This window comes from Halomonas sp. 141 (assembly GCF_002810305.1).
Classification (GTDB): domain Bacteria; phylum Pseudomonadota; class Gammaproteobacteria; order Pseudomonadales; family Halomonadaceae; genus Vreelandella; species Vreelandella stevensii.
In genome coordinates this window covers 13,134-33,928 of sequence record NZ_PINZ01000007.1, presented here as the reverse complement: position 1 = coordinate 33,928, position 20,795 = coordinate 13,134, and the positions used below count along the sequence as shown (strand labels likewise).

Annotated in this window: 18 protein-coding genes and 1 other RNA gene; 10 read left to right on the top strand and 9 right to left on the bottom strand. The window is 60.4% G+C overall.

Annotated features, from left to right (window positions below; translation table 11 throughout):
- Nucleotides 1-148: 148 nt before the first annotated feature.
- Both glyS and glyQ read right to left on the bottom strand, forming a co-directional pair.
- Nucleotides 149-2,215, bottom strand: a complete 2,067-nt coding sequence (gene glyS / locus CWI66_RS05215) for a glycine--tRNA ligase subunit beta (protein ID WP_100731108.1) — start codon at nt 2,213-2,215, stop codon at nt 149-151.
- A complete protein-coding gene (gene glyQ, locus CWI66_RS05210) occupies nt 2,215-3,174 on the bottom strand; it encodes a glycine--tRNA ligase subunit alpha (protein ID WP_026001915.1) in 960 nt (319 codons plus the stop codon). Before glyQ ends, glyS begins: the two co-directional genes overlap by 1 nt.
- Before the next feature lie 109 nt (nt 3,175-3,283).
- Here glyQ and rfaD point away from each other — a divergent pair, with 109 nt between their 5' ends.
- A complete protein-coding gene (rfaD, locus tag CWI66_RS05205) occupies nt 3,284-4,240 on the top strand; it encodes an ADP-glyceromanno-heptose 6-epimerase (protein ID WP_016915616.1) in 957 nt (318 codons plus the stop codon).
- Nucleotides 4,233-5,252 carry a lipopolysaccharide heptosyltransferase II gene (waaF, locus tag CWI66_RS05200; RefSeq protein WP_081138450.1) on the top strand — a complete coding sequence of 340 codons (1,020 nt, stop codon included), beginning with the start codon at nt 4,233-4,235 and terminating at the stop codon, nt 5,250-5,252. The genes rfaD and waaF overlap by 8 nt, the downstream gene beginning before the upstream one ends.
- Nucleotides 5,253-5,272: 20 nt before the next feature.
- On the opposite strand, the gene CWI66_RS05195 is transcribed toward waaF, so the two are convergent.
- Entirely contained in the window at nt 5,273-6,925 is a 1,653-nt protein-coding gene (locus tag CWI66_RS05195; protein ID WP_100731107.1) for a sulfatase-like hydrolase/transferase, read from the bottom strand.
- 195 nt (nt 6,926-7,120) lie between these two features.
- Between CWI66_RS05195 and CWI66_RS05190 the strand changes: the two genes are divergently transcribed.
- Nucleotides 7,121-7,882, top strand: a complete 762-nt coding sequence (locus tag CWI66_RS05190) for a glycosyltransferase family 2 protein (protein WP_100731106.1) — start codon at nt 7,121-7,123, stop codon at nt 7,880-7,882.
- Here the strand turns inward: CWI66_RS05190 and CWI66_RS05185 are convergent.
- On the bottom strand, nt 7,844-8,887 hold the full coding sequence (locus CWI66_RS05185; protein ID WP_100731105.1) for a glycosyltransferase family 9 protein: 1,044 nt from the start codon (nt 8,885-8,887) through the stop codon (nt 7,844-7,846). The two genes, CWI66_RS05190 and CWI66_RS05185, sit on opposite strands and share 39 nt — an antisense overlap.
- 84 nt (nt 8,888-8,971) lie before the next feature.
- Here CWI66_RS05185 and CWI66_RS05180 point away from each other — a divergent pair, with 84 nt between their 5' ends.
- Nucleotides 8,972-10,090, top strand: coding sequence for a glycosyltransferase family 4 protein (locus tag CWI66_RS05180; RefSeq protein ID WP_096921733.1), 1,119 nt, complete (start codon nt 8,972-8,974; stop codon nt 10,088-10,090).
- Here the strand turns inward: CWI66_RS05180 and CWI66_RS05175 are convergent.
- Nucleotides 10,072-10,815: a 3-deoxy-D-manno-octulosonic acid kinase gene (locus CWI66_RS05175; RefSeq protein WP_100731104.1), complete on the bottom strand. Its 744-nt coding sequence runs from the start codon at nt 10,813-10,815 to the stop codon at nt 10,072-10,074. The genes CWI66_RS05180 and CWI66_RS05175 overlap by 19 nt on opposite strands.
- Between CWI66_RS05175 and CWI66_RS05170 the strand changes: the two genes are divergently transcribed.
- From CWI66_RS05170 to waaA, 3 genes are read left to right on the top strand one after another with little or no spacing between them, the layout of a single operon-like run.
- The gene (locus CWI66_RS05170) at nt 10,814-11,911 is read left to right on the top strand and encodes a glycosyltransferase family 9 protein (RefSeq protein WP_039179142.1); all 1,098 of its coding nucleotides are present in this window, start codon (nt 10,814-10,816) and stop codon (nt 11,909-11,911) included. The genes CWI66_RS05175 and CWI66_RS05170 overlap by 2 nt on opposite strands.
- The gene (hldE, locus tag CWI66_RS05165) at nt 11,901-13,331 is read left to right on the top strand and encodes a bifunctional D-glycero-beta-D-manno-heptose-7-phosphate kinase/D-glycero-beta-D-manno-heptose 1-phosphate adenylyltransferase HldE (RefSeq protein ID WP_100731103.1); all 1,431 of its coding nucleotides are present in this window, start codon (nt 11,901-11,903) and stop codon (nt 13,329-13,331) included. Before CWI66_RS05170 ends, hldE begins: the two co-directional genes overlap by 11 nt.
- Nucleotides 13,331-14,632 (top strand): lipid IV(A) 3-deoxy-D-manno-octulosonic acid transferase, encoded by a 1,302-nt coding sequence (gene waaA, locus CWI66_RS05160; RefSeq protein WP_100731102.1) that lies wholly within the window; start codon nt 13,331-13,333, stop codon nt 14,630-14,632. Before hldE ends, waaA begins: the two co-directional genes overlap by 1 nt.
- 30 nt (nt 14,633-14,662) lie before the next feature.
- Here the strand turns inward: waaA and rpiA are convergent, their stop codons facing one another.
- A complete protein-coding gene (gene rpiA / locus CWI66_RS05155; RefSeq protein ID WP_100731101.1) occupies nt 14,663-15,337 on the bottom strand; it encodes a ribose-5-phosphate isomerase RpiA in 675 nt (224 codons plus the stop codon).
- A gap of 157 nt (nt 15,338-15,494) precedes the next feature.
- On the opposite strand from rpiA, the gene ilvA reads away from it, so the two are divergent.
- On the top strand, nt 15,495-17,009 hold the full coding sequence (gene ilvA, locus CWI66_RS05150; RefSeq protein ID WP_100731100.1) for a threonine ammonia-lyase, biosynthetic: 1,515 nt from the start codon (nt 15,495-15,497) through the stop codon (nt 17,007-17,009).
- A gap of 399 nt (nt 17,010-17,408) precedes the next feature.
- Here the strand turns inward: ilvA and CWI66_RS05145 are convergent, their stop codons facing one another.
- From CWI66_RS05145 to CWI66_RS05135, 3 genes are all read right to left on the bottom strand, one after another.
- Nucleotides 17,409-18,029 (bottom strand): 5-formyltetrahydrofolate cyclo-ligase, encoded by a 621-nt coding sequence (locus tag CWI66_RS05145; RefSeq protein ID WP_100731099.1) that lies wholly within the window; start codon nt 18,027-18,029, stop codon nt 17,409-17,411.
- 20 nt (nt 18,030-18,049) lie between these two features.
- A non-coding RNA gene (gene ssrS, locus CWI66_RS05140) (6S RNA) lies at nt 18,050-18,231 on the bottom strand.
- Between the two features lie 59 nt (nt 18,232-18,290).
- A complete protein-coding gene (locus CWI66_RS05135) occupies nt 18,291-18,599 on the bottom strand; it encodes a cell division protein ZapA (RefSeq protein ID WP_016915630.1) in 309 nt (102 codons plus the stop codon).
- A gap of 168 nt (nt 18,600-18,767) precedes the next feature.
- On the opposite strand from CWI66_RS05135, the gene CWI66_RS05130 reads away from it, so the two are divergent.
- Nucleotides 18,768-19,346, top strand: coding sequence for a UPF0149 family protein (locus tag CWI66_RS05130; protein ID WP_016915631.1), 579 nt, complete (start codon nt 18,768-18,770; stop codon nt 19,344-19,346).
- A 36-nt stretch (nt 19,347-19,382) separates the two neighbouring features.
- Complete coding sequence (gene pepP, locus CWI66_RS05125) at nt 19,383-20,720, top strand: Xaa-Pro aminopeptidase (protein WP_100731098.1); 1,338 nt, start codon at nt 19,383-19,385, stop codon at nt 20,718-20,720.
- Nucleotides 20,721-20,795: the final 75 nt, after the last annotated feature.

The following is a 20,795-nucleotide window of genomic DNA, read 5'->3' as shown; positions in this document are numbered from 1 at the left end:
TGGCCGCCCGGTATATCAGACGCAGCGGCAATTGAAATGTTTCATTAATTTTATCTTGATGTTTCACGTGAAACAAAAGCTTCGTTGAATACATTCAACAAAAAACCCGGCCACCAGGGCCGGGTTGCATGCGCTTACGAGTAGAGGCTTACTGGGGTAGCTGAGAAATATCCGCGACTTCCAGGAAAAGCGCCTGCAGGCTGGCGAGCAGAGCAAGGCGGTTGCGACGCACGGCCTCGTCATCGGCCATGACCATGACCTGATCGAAGAACGTATCGACCGGCTCACGCAGCGTTGCCAGGGTGTCCAGGGCCTGTTGGTACTCACCGGCGGCAAATAGCGGAGCTACCTGCTGCTGACAGTGGATGACGGCCTTCGCCAGTGTCTGCTCGGGGCTCTCCTGAAGCAGTGTGGTATCGACTTGCGTGCTGCCATCGTGCGCCTGCTTGCTCAGGATATTGGAGACACGCTTGTTGGCAGCCGCCAGAGCGGTGGCTTCCTCACGCTGGGCAAAGGCTTTGACGGCACGTAACCGACGCGCAAAGTCCAGCGGCTTGCTGACGGGACGCGCACGCACGGCCAGGTACATATCGGCGGTAATGCCTTCGTCCTGCCCCCAGGCGCGGAAGCGGTCGAGCATGTAGGTCAGCACTTCCTCTACCAGTCCTTCGGCTTTGGGCAGTTGCTGGTGCTGGTCGACGGCGACCTGCAGCAGTTCACGCAAGTCGAGGTTCAGCTCGCCTTTTACCAGGATATTCAGCACACCAATGGACGCGCGGCGCAGGGCAAAGGGGTCCTTGGCGCCCGTGGGGCGCTGGCCGATGCCGAAGATGCCCACCAGCGTATCCAGGCGGTCTGCCAGGGCCAGTGCCTGGCCAGTCAGGCTGGCGGGGATGGCGTCGCTGGCAAAGCGCGGCAGGTACTGCTCTTCCAGTGCCTGGGCTACTTCGGCAGGCTCGCCATCCTGCTCGGCGTAGTAGCGGCCCATGATGCCTTGCAGCTCGGGGAACTCGAGTACCATCTCAGTGACCAGGTCGCATTTGGCCAGTGCCACGGCACGCTGAGCGTGGGCGACATCCCCCTGGATGCGCTCGGCGATGAAGGTAGCAATGGCCGTGCTGCGGCGTGCCTTGTCTGCCAGCGTGCCGAGCTGCTGCTGAAACACGACGCTTTCCAGCTGAGGAATGCGCGATGCCAGCGTTTTTTTGCGGTCGGTATCGTAGAAGAATGCAGCATCCGCGAGGCGAGGACGGATGACCTTCTCATTGCCGGCAATGACCTGATCAGGGTCCTGGCTTTCGATGTTGGAAATGGTGATGAATAGCGGCTTGAGCTTGCCCTGGTCATCCAGCAGGTGGAAGTATTTCTGGTTGGCCTTCATGGAGGAGATCAGGCACTCGGCGGGCACGTCCAAAAAGCGCTCATCGAAGCTGCCGGTCAATGCCACGGGCCACTCGACCAAACCGCTGACCTCGACCAGCAGGTCTTCATCGATGACCGCGTTGGCTTCCTGAACTTCTGCCTCGGCCAGCACCTGTTCACGAATACGCTCGCGGCGCTGCTGACGGTCGGCCAGCACGTAGGCGTTTTCCAGTGCTGCCAGATAATCGTCGGCGTGTTCGAGCTGGATCGCATCCGGGGCGTGGAAACGATGACCGTAGGTGGTGCGGCTGGCCTGCAGGCCTAGTGCTTCTGCGGCAATCACTTCCTTGCCATACAGGGCGACCAGCCAGTGTACCGGGCGGGAGAACTCCACACGAGACGCGCCCCAGCGCATGTTCTTGGGCACCGGCAGCGATTGAAGCGTCTTGCGAATCATCTCTGGCAGTAGCGCCTGGACACGCTCACCTTGCTGCTGCTCCTGGAAGCCCAGCCAGGTGCCTTTATCGGTTTCCAGGTGAATCAGCTCATCTACACTGACGCCACAGGAGCGCGCAAAGCCTTCGGCGGCCTTGGTGGGCACGCCATCCTTGAATGCGGCAGCCAGCGCGGGACCGCGGCGTTCCACTTCACGATCCGGCTGCTTGTCGGCCAACCCCGATACCTGGACGGCCAGGCGACGCGGTGTTGCATAGGCAGTGACGGACTGAAACGGAACCTCTGCTTCCTGCAGACCTTTTTCAATACCCGCAGCAAACGCATCAGAGAGCGCGTCCAGGGCGGTAGGCGGCAGCTCCTCGGCACCCAGTTCCAGTAAAAGCGTATCAACGGCCATTATGCGTCTCCCTGGTCGGCTAGCAGTTCGCGGCGCAGGGCCTCGGGTGCCATGGGGAACCCCGCTGCTTTGCGTGATTCGAAGTAGGCGGTCGCCACGTCACGGGCCATGGTCCGCACACGCAGGATGAAGCGTTGACGTTCGGTGACCGAGATGGCGTGGCGCGCATCCAGCAGGTTGAAAGTGTGCGACGCCTTGAGCACTTGCTCGTAGGCGGGCAGGGGCAGGCTGGCGGCCAGCAGTTTGCTGCACTCTTTTTCCTGATGGTCGAAGGCAGCAAAGAGCTGGTCGACGTCGGCGTGCTCGAAGTTGTAGGCTGACTGCTCCCGCTCGTTTTGCAGGTAAACATCGCCGTAGCTGACCTTGCTGCCGTCCGGCGCAATGGCCCAGACCAGATCGTAAACGCTATCGACGTTTTGCAGGTACATGGCGATACGTTCGAGGCCGTAGGTCAGCTCGCCGGTGACGGGGTAGCACTCGATGCCGCCCGCCTGCTGGAAGTAGGTGAACTGGGTGACCTCCATGCCGTTGAGCCATACTTCCCAGCCTAGGCCCCAGGCCCCGAGCGTGGGGGATTCCCAGTTGTCTTCCACGAAGCGAACGTCGTGAACCAGAGGGTCGAGGCCCAGGCGCTTCAGTGACCCCAGGTACAGGTCTTGCAGATTGCTGGGGGAGGGCTTCATCACCACCTGAAACTGGTAGTAGTGCTGCAGGCGATTGGGATTTTCGCCGTAGCGGCCGTCGGTGGGGCGGCGGGAAGGCTGCACATAGGCAGCGTTCCAGGTTTCGGGGCCAATCGCCCGCAGGAAGGTGGCGGGGTGGAAGGTGCCCGCGCCGACTTCCATATCGAGGGGCTGGAGAATCACACAGCCCTGTTCTGCCCAGTACTGTTGCAGAGCAAGGATCAAGCCTTGAAAGGTCGACACATCGGGTGTCGATTGGTTTGTCGAGACACTCATCGCGGAAAGCACCGTTGACCATGAATTCATAAGCCGTCAAGTATACAATTACAGGCAGATGGGTTATAGGCACGTTAGCAAAACAGCCGCTTTTGATAAGGAGAACGAGATGATCGTGGTAACAGGCGGCGCCGGGTTTATCGGCGCCAATATTGTCAAAGCGCTAAATGCTCGTGGCCGTGACGATGTGATGGTGGTCGACGACCTGCGCGATGGCACCAAATTCGTCAACCTGGCGGACTGCACGCTCGCCGACTACCTGGACAAGGATGATTTCATTGCCCGGGTGAAAGCCGCGCTGCGCGGTGAAACGGTAGACCTGCCGACCATCGATGCGATTTTCCATGAGGGTGCCTGCTCGGATACCACGGAGTGGGACGGCCACTACATGATGGAGAACAACTTCGAGTACTCCAAGGTGCTGCTCAACTACTGCGAGAAGCTGGGCATTCCGTTTCTGTACGCCTCGTCAGCGGCCACCTACGGCGGCAGCGACGTATTCAAGGAAGCCCCTGAGCACGAGAAACCGCTCAACGTCTATGGCTACTCCAAGCTGCTGTTCGATCAGCACGTGCGTTCGCGCTGGAACGAGCTGACTACCCAGGTAGTAGGTTTCCGCTACTTCAACGTCTACGGCCCTCGAGAGCAACACAAGGGCAAGATGGCGAGCGTGGCATACCACAACCATCTCCAGATCCGTAACGGCGAAACGCTGAAACTGTTCGGTGCCTACGGCGGCTATGAGGCGGGCATGCAGAGTCGCGACTTTGTCTACGTCGGCGATGTGGTCGACGTGAACCTTTGGTTCCTGGACAACCCCAGCGCGTCGGGCATCTTCAACCTGGGTACGGGCCGTGCCGAACCTTTCAAGGCGATTGGTGAAGCGGTGATCGATTTCTATGGTCAGGGCGAAATCGACTATATCCCGTTCCCCCAGGAGCTGAAGGGGCGCTACCAGAGCTATACCCGTGCGGACATCGGCCACCTGCGAGCAGCGGGATGTGATGTCGAGTTCAAGACGGTGGCTCAGGGGGTCAAGGCTTATCTGGAGTGGCTGAATGGCTGACTCTGCCAAGCGGCTTCTGGTGGTCGGCCCCTCCTGGGTCGGCGATATGGTCATGGCGCAAAGCCTGTTCATGACTTTGAAGGCGCGCACCCCGGGGGCCACGCTGGGCGTGGTGGCCCCGGCCTGGTCGCAGCCGATTCTCGAGCGCATGCCCGAAGTCGATGAGGTGTTGCCACTGGAGGTCGGCCATGGTGAATTTGGCCTGGCGAGTCGGCGGGAGCTGGCCGCTCGGTTGCGGGGCCGCTTTGACCGCGCCATTGTGCTGCCGCGCTCCTGGAAGGCGGCGCTGGTGCCTTTCATGGCACGGATCCCTGAGCGGGTAGGGTTCCTGGGGGAGCATCGTTACGGGCTGCTGAAAGAGCGCCGCAAGCTGGATAAACAGGTGCTGGATCAGACCGTCAAGCGCTTTGTCTCGCTGGGGCTTCCTGCCTCTGAAGCGCAAACTGGCCAGTTTGCCATTCCCAAGCCCAGGCTCACCATTGACCGTGACAACCTGGTGAATCTGCGGTTGAGCCTCGCGCTCTCTTCCCGCCCAGCAATCGGCATGATGCCAGGCGCTGAGTATGGGCCGGCCAAGCAGTGGCCGCTGGCCTACTTTCACCAGTTGGCGGCGAAGCTCACCCAGGACGGTTTCGAGGTGCGCGTGCTGGGCGGAGCAAAGGACCATGAGGCAGGGCAGGCGATCGTGAAGGGGTTGTCGCATGCGCACAATCTGTGCGGGAAAACCCAGCTGGCCGACGCCGTCGATCTGCTGGCCGATTGCTGCCAGGTAGTGACCAATGATTCTGGCCTGATGCACGTAGCGGCAGCAGTTGGGGTACGTATTCAGGCGCTGTATGGATCGTCGTCTCCTGCCTATACGCCGCCCCTCACCGAACAGGCGTCCATTCACTACCTGGGGCTCTCCTGCTCGCCATGCTTCGAACGGGTTTGCCCGTTGGGTCATACCAACTGTCTCAATGACTTGTCCGTCGAGCGCGTCTATCAGTCGATCTGCGTCGGCCTGCCGTGAGGGGGCTGCCAAGGCAGCTGTCAGTGAAGGATCTCGACTTCTTCGGCTTGATCGGCCGGGGTCTCCATGACCTGCGCCGAGGAACTCTCCTCGGTCTCTCTGCGCTGAGGAGCGAGTCCTTCCCATAGCCGGTGCTGGAGGGCCGTTTCTTCGCGCAGGCGAGCATTGAGCGTACTCAGCCCGTGGGTTTCCGCCAGGGTCGCGCGGCGGCCCAGCAGGGAGGTGCCAAGGCCTGCACGACCCTCGTGTAGCGGCAATCCCATGGCGTCCAGTATGGTGGGAAACACGTCCAGCATGGTGGCTTCGCGGCGTATCCGCTGGGGCACCACCCTGTCGCCTAGCATGATAAAGGTATTGTCGCGATCCAGCGCCGTCAGTTGGTCCCATACCGACACGCGCATGGTCAGGTGGTCGCTGAGCACCACCACCAGCGTATTCTCCAGCAGGTTTTCTGCTTCCAGGCGTTCGATCAGATCGCGGGCCAGCCAGGCCGAACACTCCACGGAGTAAAGAATGTCCTGGCCATCGAAGGCCCCTTGGCGGTCCCGGCAGCGCTGGGCGGGAAAGCCGTTGGGTGCATGGCCCGCGATGCTCAGGTTGACCACTGCCCAGGGGCCATCGTCTTCACGGTTCAAGCGACGTATTTCGTCGACGGTGAAGTCGTAGAGGGTATCGTCATAGAGGCCCCAGCTATTGAGATACTCGGGGTCGTCCATGTCCGTGATGAAATCCTCCTTGCCCTTGACCGTGTCGAACTGATGCCCTCTGTAAAAGAGACCTTTACCCGCAAACTGCGTACTGGCGCCACCCAGATAGCTGAGCCGGTAACCTTGACCCGCAAGAATATCGCCCAGGCAGTCTACGCCAGGCACGACCTGAGAAAGGGGTTCGAACTGGCTGTCATGCAACAGGCCAGCGGGCATCAGGGGCACGCCGCACTGGCTGGCGATCATCCCGGCCATGGTCCAGCCGGTGTTGTCCATTTGCTGCACGCCTTCGAAAACGACGCCACGCGCCCCCAGTGCGTCAAGGTCATCATAGGCATTGCCGAATATGTCGTGACGATAGGTACGCTCGATGCTTTCCAGGTAGAGGAGCAGCAAGTTAGGAGCACCGGGCTGGTCTTCCAGCGGCGGCTGAACGTAGCGTCGATCCAGCCAGGCCCCATCGTCGGTGACGATGGCGGCACTGCGTTGCCCCAGCCCGTATAGCAGCGGGTTTCCGGCTAACAAGGCAATGGCAAAAAAGCGTTCGGTCAGACGCCAGCGCTGGTCGTGACGGGCGATATATAGGACGGAGATCAGCATGGCGAGCACGACCAGCGTATATACCACTGCCATGACCATTTTGCCGCCACCGCCATGGTCGGCCATGCCCGCTTGCAGGTGGAAAAATACCGCGCCCAGGTCCACGCTGCCAAAGCTATCCACCAAATAGACGTAAATGCCAAATAGGCTCAGCGGTAGCAGCGACCATGGCCAGACGGGGCGGTAGCGAGCGTTCAAGGGAGCGCCCCAGCGTAGCTTGAGGCCTATCAGCATCCACACGGTGGCGGTGATGAAAAGCGTCCACCAGGGCAAGCGCGTCAAGACAGTAACGGCATAGCCCAGGCTCGCGCCAATCACGGCCAGCGGTAGCCAGGGAGTCAGGGGGGGTGACTTGGAAGCGAGCATGCCATGTCCCTTTTCGTCGCTTGCTGAATGAGCCTGCTAGCTTACCAAATCTCGACGTTCATGGTCGTGGTAGCATGCAATGAAACTGGCCATGAAGCATGAGCGAATGGATCGCTCATCTCGTTGTTATAGATTCGTTGTTATGGATTCGTTGCTATAGATTCGTTGGTATAAATTCGCTGGGATAGGTGAACTGTGACTCTTGCTGCTGTGTTGATCGTCAAAAACGAAGCCCACCATTTGCGTGAATGTCTCGAAACGCTCACCTGGGCCGATGAAATCGTCGTGCTGGATGCGGGCAGCCAGGATGCCACCTGCGAGATTGCCCGCGCGTTCACGGACAAGGTCCATGTGAATGCCGACTGGCAGGGGTTTGGCATTCAGCGCCAACGAGCAGAAGCCCTGGCAAGCAGTGACTGGATTTTGATGGTCGACGCCGATGAGCGCGTGACCCCTGAATTGCGTGACAGCATTCAGGCGGCCATTCAGCAGCCTCCCGCTGCCTATAGCGTGAGTCGGCTCTCCTGGTGTTTTGGCCGTTTCATTCGCCACTCTGGCTGGTACCCAGACCGGGTGCTGCGTCTCTACCCGAAAGGTCAGGCAGGGTATAACGCCGCGTTGGTGCACGAGAAGCTGGTCGTCGACGCAGGCCTTGCCGAAAAGCCGTTATCCGGCGACCTGCTGCACTACACCTACCGCGATCTGCGCCACTATCTGGAAAAGTCCGCCCACTATGCCCAGGCCTGGGCAGAGCAGCGGGCTGCGCAGGGCAAAACGGCCACGCTATGGCAAGGCATTCGCCATGGTCTGGCCTGCTTTCTCAAGATGTACGTGCTCAAAGCCGGGTTCAAGGATGGCAAGCAGGGGCTGTTGCTGGCGCTGCTCTCTGCGCATTCCACGTTCGCCAAGTACGCCGATCTATGGGTGCGTACCCAAACCGCCGAGAAGCAGCGCTGAGATCTGTTGGGCTGCCGCGTCGAGATCAATGGCAGTCATGTCCTGTGTGTCAGCGCCTGAAGGCGGGCTGAACGCCAGGCGCTTTTCCGCACGGTTGCAGGTTTGCCAGCGGAGCGGCGTGGCAGAGCGTTTGGCCGGATAAAAACCCGCCGTGGCGATGTCCAGGCAGCCTGCAATATGCAGCGGGCCGGTCGAGCCAGCAATCAGCATGTCCGCTCCGCCTAGCTGTAAGGCAAAAGCGTCGACACTTGCGGTGTCGGGGAAGTGGTCTGCTTCAACACCCTGTTTGGCTAGCTGCTCCCTCAACTCTTGTGCCTGAGGCTGCTCACTAGGGCCAGCGCTGATCAGCCAGCGTAGTGGCAAGTGCTGGCACTGCTGGTGAACGTGAGTGATCAACTCGGCGTACTGTGCCACCGATAGATTCACCGCCGAGCCGCCACTGCCAGGATGAACTACCACCACGCGCTCTGACGTATCGTTTATCAACGCTTGGCGCTGTGCATGGCGCAGTGCGTCATCCAGCGGCCAGAAGGGTGGTGAAGGCAGGGTAGAGAGTTTCAGCGAAAGGCGTGCCAGCAGCTCACAGGCCAGATCGACGTTGTACTGGTACTCCGGCTTTGCTGACTGCGAGCGGCGTTGGCGTACCCGCACGTTATAGAACACCTGCGCCCACTTGGTCGCGGGGGCAACGCGCAGCGGAATACCTGCTTTCATGCCTAGCCAACCAATGCGTGGCGTCGAGAACAGCGTTAGCAGGGCATCGAATTGCGATTGTTTCACGTGAAACAATAATGCTTGCTGCGCCGCTTTATCGGCCTGGCTACCGGGGTCGATAATGACCTCATCGACCCATGGGCACGCGTTGGCCAAGGGGGCCGTATAAGCGGGCACCAGCACCGTAACGTGGGGCGCAGGCGATGCCTGTTTCAAACACGCCAAGGCTGGCCACGCCAACATAAAATCGCCGATTTTGTCGTTACGCACGACAAGCAGTCTCTGCGCCATGATTTAGGCCCCATTAATAGCAGCCTGTATACTACAAGAGATTGTAAGGATTGTTTAACAGTGGGCGGCTAGGTAGGGCAAGCGATGGCAAATAAGGTACTGCAACTGTGTCTTTCCGATGGTAAAGGCGGAATGGAGCTATACGTAGACCGAGTGATAGAAGACCTGCTGGCGGAAGGCTGGGACGTCATCGGCATCTGCCTGAAAGACACCAAGGTAGAAACTTACATGCAGCGCAACGGAGTGCCGCATAAGGCCTTTGCTAGCAACGGGCAGGCGCTGGTCAACCTGCTGTCGATACGTCGCTGGTTGAGGGAGGAAAACATCTCCGTCATTCACTGCCATAAATCGAGTGATCTGCGCCTCACTACGCTGTTAAAAGCGCTGATACCAAAGTTGAGAATACTTTATACAGATCACGTTGGCGGTCAGCGCCCTAAAAAAAGCCCCTATCACCGTGTTGCCTATGGCAGCGTTGATCGTGTGCTATCTATTAGCCAGGCAACGTATCAGCGCAATATTCGCAATTTACCGCTTCCCCAGGAGCGGGTGGTTTGTTTACCCCACGGAGTCGATATCGATAAGTATCAGCCCAATCGTGACCCCGCTGCCATTACGGCTAAGCGCGAAGCGCTGGGTGTACCGGCAGACGCGGTGCTCATCGGGCTTCCGGGCCGGGTGACGCCTGGCAAAGGCCAGGACGTCTGGGTAAACGCGCTGCTAGCGCTTGACCCCACGCTTCACTTTTATGCGCTCTCTATCGGTGGCACTGACTATGCGTCAGGTGGCGTGGAAGCGTTCTATGCCGAGCTGCAGCGCACCATCGCGGGCACGCCGCTGGCGGATAAAATCACCTTTCTAGGGCATCGCAGCGACTTGACGGAGATTCTGCCCGTGCTGGACGTGGTGTGTATTCCTTCGGAAAACGAAGCGTTTGGCCTGACGATCATCGAATCCATGGCCTGCGGCATGCCGATCATTGGCTCGAATACCGGGTCGTTGCCGGAGCTAGTGGATGCTGATTCCGGCGTGTTGGTAGGCCCGTTTGACGTGCCCGCCTGGCGCGATGCCATGGACACGCTCATTCGTGATGCGGCCACACGTCAAGCCATGGGGCGTGCCGCGCGGCGGCGCGTGGAGGAGCACTTCAGTAACAAGCAGCACGTGAAGCGCTTAATGGAGATCTACTCAGTGTCGGCATAGCCTGCGTAAAGCGGTGCCATTAGGCGCTTCTCTTGGCTAGGGGCAAACTTCGCCACAGACCGTTCCAGCCGCTGCAAGTTGTCCGCTTGCCATTTGCCCGGCGGGCGCAGTCGGCAGCGGTCGAGATCGATGAGCCAGGGCTTGCCTGCCTCATCCACCAGAATATTGCGCGCATTCAGATCCACATGATCGAGCCCTGCCTGGTGAAACCGCTTGATCATGGCGCCTACGCGCATCAACAGCGCCTCGTCTGCCTCTTCGGCGCTCAGTAAGGAGGCGAGCGCTCGGGCGCCCGGAATGCGCACGGTCAGCAGTGCCGCTTCGTAAGTCAGGCCAAAGCGTGTGACGCAACAGGCCACTGGGCGAGGCACGGGAAGCCCTTGCTCATACAGCGCGGCGGTCAAGCGCACTTCACGAAACGCCCGTGTGCGCTCTGCCCCCAGCCAGACATAGCGCTGCTTGCTGACCTTGGCGATGAGCCCGCCGCGCTGGTAAGGGCGCAGCACCCACTGCTCATGGTCGCGTGCTTGCAGGAACAGGCTGCTGCCACGGCCGGGTGCTTCGCCGACTACCAGGCCTCGCGATTGCCAGTAATATGCCTCGAACAGCGCCGTGCTCAGTGGGTGAGTCGGGGAGGACAGTTGGTGTGATGCGCAGGCGTCACTTAAACTGTCTGCATCATGTAAAATCAGCCCATTTTTCTGCTGGAGTGCCGCTAAGCGCATGAAGCCCTCTCTGCCTGCTCAACCAAACCATATTGCCATTTTGCGCCTCTCCGCGTTGGGAGACGTGTGCAATCTCGTGCCCACGGTGCGAGCGTTGCAGCGCCAGTGGCCGCATGCGCGCATTACCTGGATTATCGGCAAGGGGGAGCACAGTTTACTGGCCGGGCTTTCCGGGGTCGAGTTCGTCGTGTACGACAAAGCGACCGGGCTTGCCGGCATGCGGGCCATCTGGCGTGAGCTGGCCGATACCCGCTTCGACGTGCTGCTGCATATGCAGCAGGCCATTCGTGCCAGTGTGCTCTCGCTCGGCCTCAAAGCCAGCGTCCGGGTAGGGTATGACAAGGCCCGTGCCAAGGACGCCCAGCACTGGTTCACCCAGCACCAGCTAGCCCCCCACGAGAACGCCCATGTGCTGGAGTCGTTCATGGATTTTGCGCGTCTGCTGGGCGTCGAAGACGAGCGTCTGGAGTGGAATCTCGCGGTGCCTGCCGTTGCCTACGAGGAAGCCCGGGCAATCAGTGGCGACACGCCTTATTTGGTGATCAACCCCTGTAGCAATGCGCGCTTGCGCAATTTTCGCAACTGGTCCGTGGAAGGGTATGCCAGCGTGATTGAACACGCCTGGGTACAGCATGGTCTCAAGAGCGTGCTCACGGGGGGCGGTAGCCCCCTGGAGCGTGAAATGGGCGACCATATCGAGGCGCTCTGCCAGCCGGGGAGCGTCATCAATGCCATCGGCGGCACCTCGCTGAAGGGCGTGCTGGCGCTGATCGATAACGCTCGCGCGGTGATTGCCCCAGATACGGGTCCTGCGCATATGGGCAACGCCATGGGCACGCCGACGCTTGGCCTCTATGCCACCACCAACCCTCAGCGGGCTGCGCCCTATCTGTGGCGCGATTTTGCCGTCAATGCGTACCCCGATGCGGTACGCACCTATCTGCATAAATCGGTGGACGAAGTGAGCTGGGGGCAGCGGGTGCGGCATGCCGATGCCATGGACCTGATCAAGGCGGACGACGTCATTGCCAAGTTAGACGCGCTGCTGGCGCATAGCGCAGCGCACACCACAACAGGACTCTCGGATGAAAGTTGATCTAACCGCCCTGGAACATGCCCGCGTACTGGTGGTCGGGGATGTCATGCTCGACCGCTACTGGCATGGCGGCACCTCGCGTATCTCACCGGAAGCGCCGGTGCCCGTGGTACGCGTGGAAGATGCCGATGACCGCCCCGGCGGCGCGGCCAATGTGGCGCTCAACGTGGCGTCATTGGGTGGGCACGCCGCGCTGGCGGGCCTGGTGGGAGAGGATGACAATGCCGAGCTGCTCACCCAGCGCCTGGCGGCAGCCAATGTAAGCACTTACTTCCAGCGCAGCCCTGATGTCCCAACGATTACCAAGCTGCGTGTGATGAGCCGTAACCAGCAGCTGCTGCGCCTGGATTTCGAGCAGCGCCTCGATAGCGTGGACACCAGCGCCCTGCTGGCGCAAGTGGAACAGGCGCTGCCCGAATGCGACGTGGTGATCCTGTCGGATTACGGCAAGGGCACGTTGAATCAGGTCGAGCGGCTGATCGAGATGGCTCGCCAGCACGGCAAGCGGGTACTGATCGACCCCAAGGGTCAGGATTTCACCAGGTACCGGGGAGCCAGTCTGATCACTCCTAACCTGGCCGAGTTCGAGGCCGTGGCGGGCCCCTGCGCCACCGACGCTATCCTGGCCGAGCGTGGCGAAGCGCTGCGTGCCGAGCTGGCACTGGAAGCGCTGCTGATTACCCGTAGCGAGAAGGGCATGACGCTGATCCGTGAAGGCCATGCACCGCTGCACCTGCCCACCCGTGCCCAGGAAGTGTTCGATGTCACGGGGGCCGGCGATACCGTGATTGGCCTGATGGGCCTGGCCCTGGCCGCTAACCATGCGCTGCCGGAAGCCATGATGCTGGCCAATCTGGGCGCGGGCCTGGTGGTGGCCAAGCCGGGTACCGCCGCGCTCTCCATTGCCGAGCTTTACACCGCGCTGCATAGCGACAAGTTGGCCGAGTTCGGCGTGATCGAGCCAGCGCCTCTGGTCGATGCCGTTCGCGCTGCGCAGCTGCGCGGTGAGCGGGTGGTGATGACCAATGGCTGCTTCGATATTCTCCACGCAGGCCATGTGGCCTACCTGGAACAGGCCAAGCGCCTGGGTGACCGGCTGGTCGTGGCGGTGAACGATGATGCGTCCATTGGCCGGTTGAAAGGGCCGAAGCGCCCCATCAACCCGTTGAACCGGCGGATGCAGGTGCTGGCGGGGCTCGGCGCGGTGGATTGGGTGGTGCCGTTCAGTGACGACACGCCTGCCGCCCTGATCGAGCAAGTATTGCCGGATATTCTGGTCAAAGGCGGCGACTACCGTCCCGAAGACATTGCTGGCGGCAGCGCCGTGATTGCCAACGGGGGCGAAGTCAAGGTGCTGGGCTTCGAGGATGGTGTTTCCACCACGGCAATGATCAGCTCGATTCTGGATCGCGAAAGTTGATGACCACCCCCCGCTGGCCACGGCTGGCCTATTCGGCAGCGTTGTATGGGCTGGCGCCCTTGATTGGCTGGCGCATCTGGCGTGAGCAAGTCCCCACGTACTCACGACTCCAGCGGCTGGGACTGCGCCTTGAACCACTCCCGCCCGCGCCGCGACTTTGGCTGCACTGTGCTTCCGTGGGGGAAGTGCGCGCCGCACGCCCGCTGATCGAAGGGCTGCTGGAGCGCTTTCCTCGCCACAGCCTGCTGCTGACCACCATGACGGCTACCGGCGCCAGACAGGCACAGGCGTTGATAGCAGAACAGGAGGCTGCCGACCAGACGCGCCTTGCCCACCGTTTTTTGCCGTTGGATTTTCCCGGCGCGGCCAGGCGTTTTGTGGCTCGCGTACAGCCGGACCTTGCCATCCTGTTTGAAACCGAGCTGTGGCCGAACCTGCTTCACGCCTGCCATCGGCAGGCGGTGCCCGTTGCCGTAGTGAACGGCCGACTATCGCCCCGCGCGTTTGGCCGCTACCAGCGTTTGCGCCCGCTGATGCAGGGGGCCTTGGCCAACGTGACGTGGCTGGCTGCCAAGTCGCCAGAGGACGCCGAGCGTTTTCACGCGCTGGGCTGTGCGGCTGAATCCACCACCGTGGTCGGGTCACTGAAGTTCGAACAAGCCTTTCCTGAAAGGCTATTGGAAGAGAGTGAGTACTTACTTAATGCCTGGGGTCAGCGTCCCGTGTGGGTCGCTGGCTCTACCCGAGACGGGGAAGAGGCGCTGCTGCTGGCTGCCCATCGTCAATTGCTCACGCGCTTCCCCGCGGCGCTGTTAGTGCTGGTGCCCAGGCATCCACAGCGGTTTGATGAAGTGGCGGCCCAGTGTGAGCGTGAAGGGTTCAAGGTGAGTCGTCGAAGCCAGCAACAGCCCGTCACGCCCGCCACCCAGGTCTACCTGGGGGATACGCTGGGCGAGCTGGCGACGCTGTACGCTGCGGGCAGCGTCGCCTATGTGGGGGGGAGCCTGGTGCCACTGGGCGGGCACAACGTGTTGGAACCTGCTGCGCTGGGTAAGCCCGTGCTGTGTGGTCCGTCGCTGGAAAACTTCAGTGATGTTGCCGAACCGCTCTTGGCCGCCAAGGCACTAACGATGGTTGACACGCCAGATGCGCTGGCAAGCGTTCTGGTAGAACACATCACCAACCCTGAGTGTGCCAGGCAGCGCGGGCTGGCTGGGCAAGCGGCCATCAAAGCTCAGCGCGGGGCGCTTTGGCGCACGCTGGATGGGCTTGGCCGGTGCCTGGCCTTGGCCGGGAATTAGTCCTGGCCAAGGCCAGGCTTTGGCGAGAGCTCAGCGTAAGGCCGTGCGCTCTACGCCATCCGCTTTACCCAGCAGCAAGACATCGGCGCCGCGTGCAGCAAACAGGCCGTTGGTCACCACGCCGACGATGCCATTGATCCGTGCTTCCATGGCTACCGGGTCGTCGATCATGAAGTTGAAGCAGTCGATGATCTGGTTGCCGTTGTCGGTGATGACGCCCTGACGGTAAACGGGGTCGGCACCGAGTTTGACCAGCTCGCGGGCCACATAAGAGCGCGCCATGGGAATCACTTCTACCGGCAGGGGAAAGTTGCCGAGCTGGGCGACGTATTTCGAGCCATCGGCAATACAGATGAAGCGCTCGGCGCAGGCGGCGACGATCTTTTCACGCGTCAGTGCGGCACCCCCACCTTTGATCATATGCAAGTGAGCATTCACTTCGTCGGCACCATCGATGTAAAAGGGGACGTTGCCAACGTGATTGAGCTCGAAGACCTCGATACCCTGTACTTTCAAGCGCTCTGCACTGGCCTCAGAGCTGGCCACGGCCCCTTTGAAGCGGTCGCGTAACGCGCCCAAACGATCAATGAACAGGTTGGCGGTGGAGCCGGTGCCAATGCCCAGCACGGTGCTTTTTTCGAGATATGGCTCGATTTCATCGAGCGCGGCATCGGCGACAGCGGCTTTTAGTTCGTCTTGTGTCATGATGGAGTCCAATCAGGGTGGGCAGTCGTGCTTAGTATAACGGCCTGAACGCCCGCTGCCGATGGCAACGCCGCTAGACGATGGCGGCTGTCATCTGCTACCAATAGAGGTTTTGTTCGCACCCGCCAGGGTCACGCCATTTTTCCGGGATATCAGCATGCTCGAAGCAACCGTCAAAAAGATTCTCCAGGCCCGTGTCTACGAAGCAGCCTGCGAGACGCCTATTTCCCCCGCTCCCTTTTTGTCGCGTCGTTTCAACAACCAGATTTTGATCAAGCGCGAAGACTTGCAGCCGGTGTTTTCGTTCAAGATCCGTGGGGCCTACAACAAGATGGCCCAGCTCACGGAAGAACAGAAAGCCAAAGGGGTGATTGCTGCCTCGGCGGGCAACCATGCACAGGGCTTGGCCATGGCGGCCAAATTGATGGGCGTGAAGGCCGTCATCGTGATGCCTCGCATCACACCGGATATCAAAGTGCAGGCGGTACGTGCGCGGGGGGCAAAAGTGGTGCTGAAGGGCGACGCCTTTGCCGCCGCCGCCGAGCATGCGCAGGAGCTGATCAAGGAGCATGGCTACACCTATATTCCGCCGTTTGACGATATCGACGTCGTGGCGGGCCAGGGCACCATCGGGGTCGAGATTCTGCGTCAGCACAGCGGGCGGCTGGATGCGATCTTTATCCCTGTAGGCGGTGGTGGGCTGATTGCCGGGGTGGCGGCCTACGTGAAATACCTGCGTCCTGATATCAAGATCATTGGCGTCGAGGCCGAGGATAGCGCTTGCTTGAAAGCGGCTCTGGAGGCCGGGGAGCGCGTCGTGCTGGAGCAGGTGGGCGTGTTTGCAGAAGGCGTGGCCGTGGCGCAAATTGGCGACCTGCCGTTCTCTCTGGTACGTGACCTGATCGACGATGTCATTACCGTGAACACCGATGAGATGTGCGCGGCGGTCAAGGACATTTTTGAAGATACCCGTGCCGTGGCGGAAACGTCTGGAGCGCTGTCGTTGGCCGGCCTGAAGAAATACGTGCAGCAGACCGGTGCCGAGGGGGAAACCCTGCTGTGCATCAATTCGGGAGCCAACACCAACTTTGACCGCCTACAGCATATTGCCGAGCGGACGGAGCTGGGCGAGCAGCGCGAAGCCATTCTGGCCGTCACCATTGCCGAAAAGCCTGGCAGCTTCAAGAAGTTTTGCCGAACGCTGGGCAAACGTATGGTGACTGAATTCAGCTACCGTTATGCCGATGACAGCGAAGCCCATATCTTTGTGGGCGTGCAGGTCAAGCCAGGTGGCGAAGACCGCCTGGCGGTGATCGAAAAGCTGCGCGAAGGCGGGTATCAGGTCGAAGACTTGACCGATAACGAACTGGCGAAGCTGCACATTCGCCATCTCAGTGGTGGTCGGCCCCGGGAGCACTTCGAGGAGGAACTTTACCGTTTCGAATTTCCGGAACGTCCTGGCGCCTTGATGAACTTCCTCACCCAATTGCCCCATGACTGGAATATTTCACTGTTCCACTATCGCAACCACGGGGCTGCTTATGGTCGTGTGCTGGTGGGCATGCAGGTACCCAATGAGGATCGCACCCATGTGACCGAGTACCTGGACGCCATTGGTTACCGCTATTGGCAGGAGAGCGACAATCCCGCCTATCGGCTTTTCATGGCGTAAATGAATGTAAGTGTTTGCTAACTTCGCAGATAAGGACTGCCCGCCAGGTTCACAAGACTAAAACGTTTAATTAAGGGGTGAAAATAGTGCCAATAGCGGTTGTCACTACCCCCCTTATAGCCCTATAGTCATCGCCACAAATAATGAGGTGTGTCATCTTTCCAAAGGCAACTCCTTGGTGACGCACCCAGGGCTACCGGCACTTGGAAAGACGTTGGAGATTTGGCATGCGGCGAAGAAAACCTGATATGGTCATGGCGCTAACCGTGGTGTTTTTACTTGGGGTTTTGGCGACTGGCTATGCCCAGGCAATATCGGGAAGCTGATCGATGTCTGCAGGCTAGAGCGGTATCGACGTCGCGAGCCTGCAAAAGATCAAACAAGAGGGCTGATCATGGATCAGCCCTTTTTTATGGGGCGTACCGTAGCTTGATCGCTGACCACTGCCTTCAGAGGAATATCCCAGGGCTCCAACGGCAGCTGGTCGACCTGTTGGCAAGCGTGCGCCACCCCAATCAAGGCGGGAGCCGGGCCAGGTCTGCGCATGAAGGCTAGGCTGCGGTCGTAAAACCCTCCCCCCATGCCCATGCGGTTGGCCTGCTGGTCGAACCCGACCAGCGGTACGATCAGCGTATCCAGTGCCCAGGCGGGTAGCCGATGGCCACGGTGGGCAGCAAACCTTGGGCAGGGTTCGGCAATGCCGAAACGATTCTTGACCATGGGGGTATGCTGGTCGTAACGCACGAACCATAGGCTATTGGCGCTGAAAGGGCGTAGCACAGGAAGGTAAATCGTGGTGCGTCGCTGGCGAAGCCATGCGATCAGGGGTGTCGGGTCGATTTCGCCATTGACCGGCAGGTAGAGACTGATGCGTTTGGCGCGTCTGATTTCGGGCTGATGCCTCAGGCGCTGGCAGAGTGAGTGGGCCGCCTGCTGTTGCTGTTTGGCGGTCAGCGCCTTGCGTCTGCGCTTGAGTTCACGGCGCAGGGCCTGCTTTTCATCGGGCGTCGTATGCGTCATCTCTATCAGGCCATGTTGAAGTGTTCCCCAGAATGCCGCTGTCGTTCTGGCCCTGAACCTATGGGTTCAGGTGGGTGGCCGCAGCCAGACCGTCAGGCTTTCCGACGCACGGACATGCGCACGGGTCTGGCTAGCATTTGGCCCCCTGGTACTGCGTATAGGCTCGAGGGACTATAACGACTGGCGCGCATTCCAGAGAACATCCCTATCCTAACAGAGGCGCTGCCAATGCCAAAGCATCCATGCCCCGAACGGCTCTCTTTACGCGTCCGTTGGCTTGCGAGTACCTGCCAACGCTCGTTCGAGGCGCTCATTGAGGCGGCTCAGGTTAGCCTCACCCGCACGGTGCTCGTCCAGCGCTTCCAGCAATTCATGGGTGATGTTCAGCGCGGCCATGATGGCAATGCGCTCGTTGCCTAACACGCTGCTCTGGGCGTGAATACCGTGCATGGCTCTGTCCAGATAGCGAGCAGCGCGCTCCAGCTGCACCTCCTGCCCGTTATCGCAGGCAATGACATAGCTGCGCCCCAATAGGGTGATCTCTTTCGTTGGCCGCTTGGCGGTACTCATCATTGACTCCAGCACGGGCCAGTCAGGGCCCCAATGCGTTAACATCACATAAATAGGATGGATAGACGATATTCACTATAAGAGAGCCGCTCGTACGGGGTCAACGCACGTACCGGCCGCGCTCTGCGCAGAATCTTACTCTGACTTTTGCTAAAGCGAGCACAAAACATGTCATTGATTGACGAGCGCCAGGACTTTTCTGACGTGGCGGATGTATTTTTATTGCACGGGAGCATGCAGTCTCCCGCTTTTCTGGATGGGCGCCTATGTGGCCTGCTGGCGCTGCGTGATGTGAGTGCCGAAGGGTGGCTGGAAGAGGTTTGCCTGGGCCTCGGTGTCGAACAGCCTCGGGACCAGGCAAGTGCAGAGCGACTGTTGGGCTGGCGACGTCAGACGCTGGAAGCCTTGAGTGCCAGCGACTTGAATTACGCGCCGCTGCTGCCGGATGAGCTGTTCTCGCTTGCCGAACAGGCCCAAGGGCTCAAGGAGTGGACGCTGGGCTTCATGGAAGTCGTCGAAGAGGTGGCCGATGACACGCTGCGAGAGCGCTGGTCGCAGACCCTGCGTGAGGCCATCGAAGATCTGGCAGGGCTGAGTCAGATCGAAACCGATATCGATGATAGCCCGGACAACGAGAACGACCTGTTTGCATTGACCGAGCACGCGCGCATGGCGGCCATGCTGCTGTATACCGAGCAGCACCCGGGCCAGCCCCAGGTCGAGCAGGTCGACGCCCCCGTCCACTGATATCTGACTGTTCTTCAGAATACGCAAGGAGCCACTATGTTGCCTGAGCTATTGCCGCGCCCCGCGCCCATTGGGCCCGACGAGTACCGCCAGCGGCGTGAGGCGCTGATGGCCCAGCTGCCGCCGAACGCGGCCATGCTGATCCCCGGTGCGTCGCTGGTGACGCGCTCCCACGACAGCGAATACCGCTTCCGTCAGCAGAGCGACTTTTACTACCTCACGGGCCTGCAAGAGCCCGACGGCCTTCTGGTGCTTCTGCCTGGGCGTGCCGAAGGCAGCAGCGTGGTGTTCTGCCAGGACCGGGACCCCACGCTGGAGGCCTGGACGGGCCGTCGGTTGGGTGCGGGCGGGGTGGAACAGCAGCTGGGGGTCGACCAGGCCTTCGAGAACGCCCAGCGCGATGTGCAATTGGCAGCGCTGCTCGATGGCCGCGAATTGCTCTACGCGCCGCTGGATAACCCCGAAGCGACCAGCCTGTTGGAAGAGGCGCTAGCCCAGGCTCAGGCGGGCGTGCGCCGTGGTAAGCCTGCCTTGAAAGGCTGGCTGGATTGCCGCCCACTCATCCATGAGATGCGGCTGATCAAGAGTCCGGGGGAAATCGCCCTGCTGCGCCATGCGGCGGCCATTTCTGCTCAGGCTCATGTGCGTGCCATGCGCACCTGCCAGGCAGGCGTGTATGAGTACCAGCTTCAGGCCGAACTGGAGCACGCGTTCATGTGGCAAGGGGCCAGTGGTCCCGCTTACAGCACTATCGTGGGCGGCGGCGCCAACGCCTGTGTGCTGCACTATATTGAAAACAGCGATGCGCTGGAGGCAGGGGCGCTGGTGCTTATCGATGCGGGCGCTGAGTTCGACCTCTACGCTGGCGACATCACCCGCACTTTCCCGGTCTCCGGTCGCTTCAGCGATGCCCAGCGAGCGCTCTACCAGGTGGTGCTGGAGGCTCAGGAGCGTGCTGTGAACGCCGTCGCTCCGGGCGCTACCCTGGCCGATATTCATCACGGGGTCGTGCACGATTTGACCAAGGGCCTCATCGACCTGGGGCTTTTGGAAGGCGAGGTGCAGGCACGTATCGATGACGAAAGTTATCGACGCTTTTATCTGCACTCTACGTCGCACTGGCTGGGTCTGGACGTCCACGATGTGGGGACCTATCGACTCGATGAAAACACGCCCAGGCCGCTGGCGCCGGGCATGGTACTAACCATTGAGCCGGGCCTGTATATCCCTTGTGATGACGATATTCCTACGGCTTACCGTGGGATCGGTATTCGTATCGAAGACAACGTGGTGGTTACTGCGCTTGGGGGAGAGGTGATCACCGAGGGAGTTCCCAAGCAGGTCGAGGCCATCGAGCAATTGATGGCTAAATAGTGACCAGCCTACAAAGCTAAAGAAGTCGTTATGTAAATTACGTTATGGGTTACGATGATTCGCATGGGCTGAACA

Excerpts from the sequence above, each read along its gene's own strand:
- glyS (WP_100731108.1), bottom strand. The coding sequence starts at position 2,215 with ATGGCCGTTGATACGCTTTTACTGGAACTGGGTGCCGAGGAGCTGCCG.
- glyQ (WP_026001915.1), bottom strand. The coding sequence starts at position 3,174 with ATGAGTGTCTCGACAAACCAATCGACACCCGATGTGTCGACCTTTCAA.
- rfaD (WP_016915616.1), top strand. The coding sequence starts at position 3,284 with ATGATCGTGGTAACAGGCGGCGCCGGGTTTATCGGCGCCAATATTGTC.
- waaF (WP_081138450.1), top strand. The coding sequence starts at position 4,233 with ATGGCTGACTCTGCCAAGCGGCTTCTGGTGGTCGGCCCCTCCTGGGTC.
- CWI66_RS05195 (WP_100731107.1), bottom strand. The coding sequence starts at position 6,925 with ATGCTCGCTTCCAAGTCACCCCCCCTGACTCCCTGGCTACCGCTGGCC.
- CWI66_RS05185 (WP_100731105.1), bottom strand. The coding sequence starts at position 8,887 with ATGGCGCAGAGACTGCTTGTCGTGCGTAACGACAAAATCGGCGATTTT.
- CWI66_RS05180 (WP_096921733.1), top strand. The coding sequence starts at position 8,972 with ATGGCAAATAAGGTACTGCAACTGTGTCTTTCCGATGGTAAAGGCGGA.
- CWI66_RS05170 (WP_039179142.1), top strand. The coding sequence starts at position 10,814 with ATGAAGCCCTCTCTGCCTGCTCAACCAAACCATATTGCCATTTTGCGC.
- CWI66_RS05175 (WP_100731104.1), bottom strand. The coding sequence starts at position 10,815 with ATGCGCTTAGCGGCACTCCAGCAGAAAAATGGGCTGATTTTACATGAT.
- hldE (WP_100731103.1), top strand. The coding sequence starts at position 11,901 with ATGAAAGTTGATCTAACCGCCCTGGAACATGCCCGCGTACTGGTGGTC.
- waaA (WP_100731102.1), top strand. The coding sequence starts at position 13,331 with ATGACCACCCCCCGCTGGCCACGGCTGGCCTATTCGGCAGCGTTGTAT.
- rpiA (WP_100731101.1), bottom strand. The coding sequence starts at position 15,337 with ATGACACAAGACGAACTAAAAGCCGCTGTCGCCGATGCCGCGCTCGAT.
- ilvA (WP_100731100.1), top strand. The coding sequence starts at position 15,495 with ATGCTCGAAGCAACCGTCAAAAAGATTCTCCAGGCCCGTGTCTACGAA.
- CWI66_RS05145 (WP_100731099.1), bottom strand. The coding sequence starts at position 18,029 with ATGACGCATACGACGCCCGATGAAAAGCAGGCCCTGCGCCGTGAACTC.
- CWI66_RS05135 (WP_016915630.1), bottom strand. The coding sequence starts at position 18,599 with ATGAGTACCGCCAAGCGGCCAACGAAAGAGATCACCCTATTGGGGCGC.
- CWI66_RS05130 (WP_016915631.1), top strand. The coding sequence starts at position 18,768 with ATGTCATTGATTGACGAGCGCCAGGACTTTTCTGACGTGGCGGATGTA.
- pepP (WP_100731098.1), top strand. The coding sequence starts at position 19,383 with ATGTTGCCTGAGCTATTGCCGCGCCCCGCGCCCATTGGGCCCGACGAG.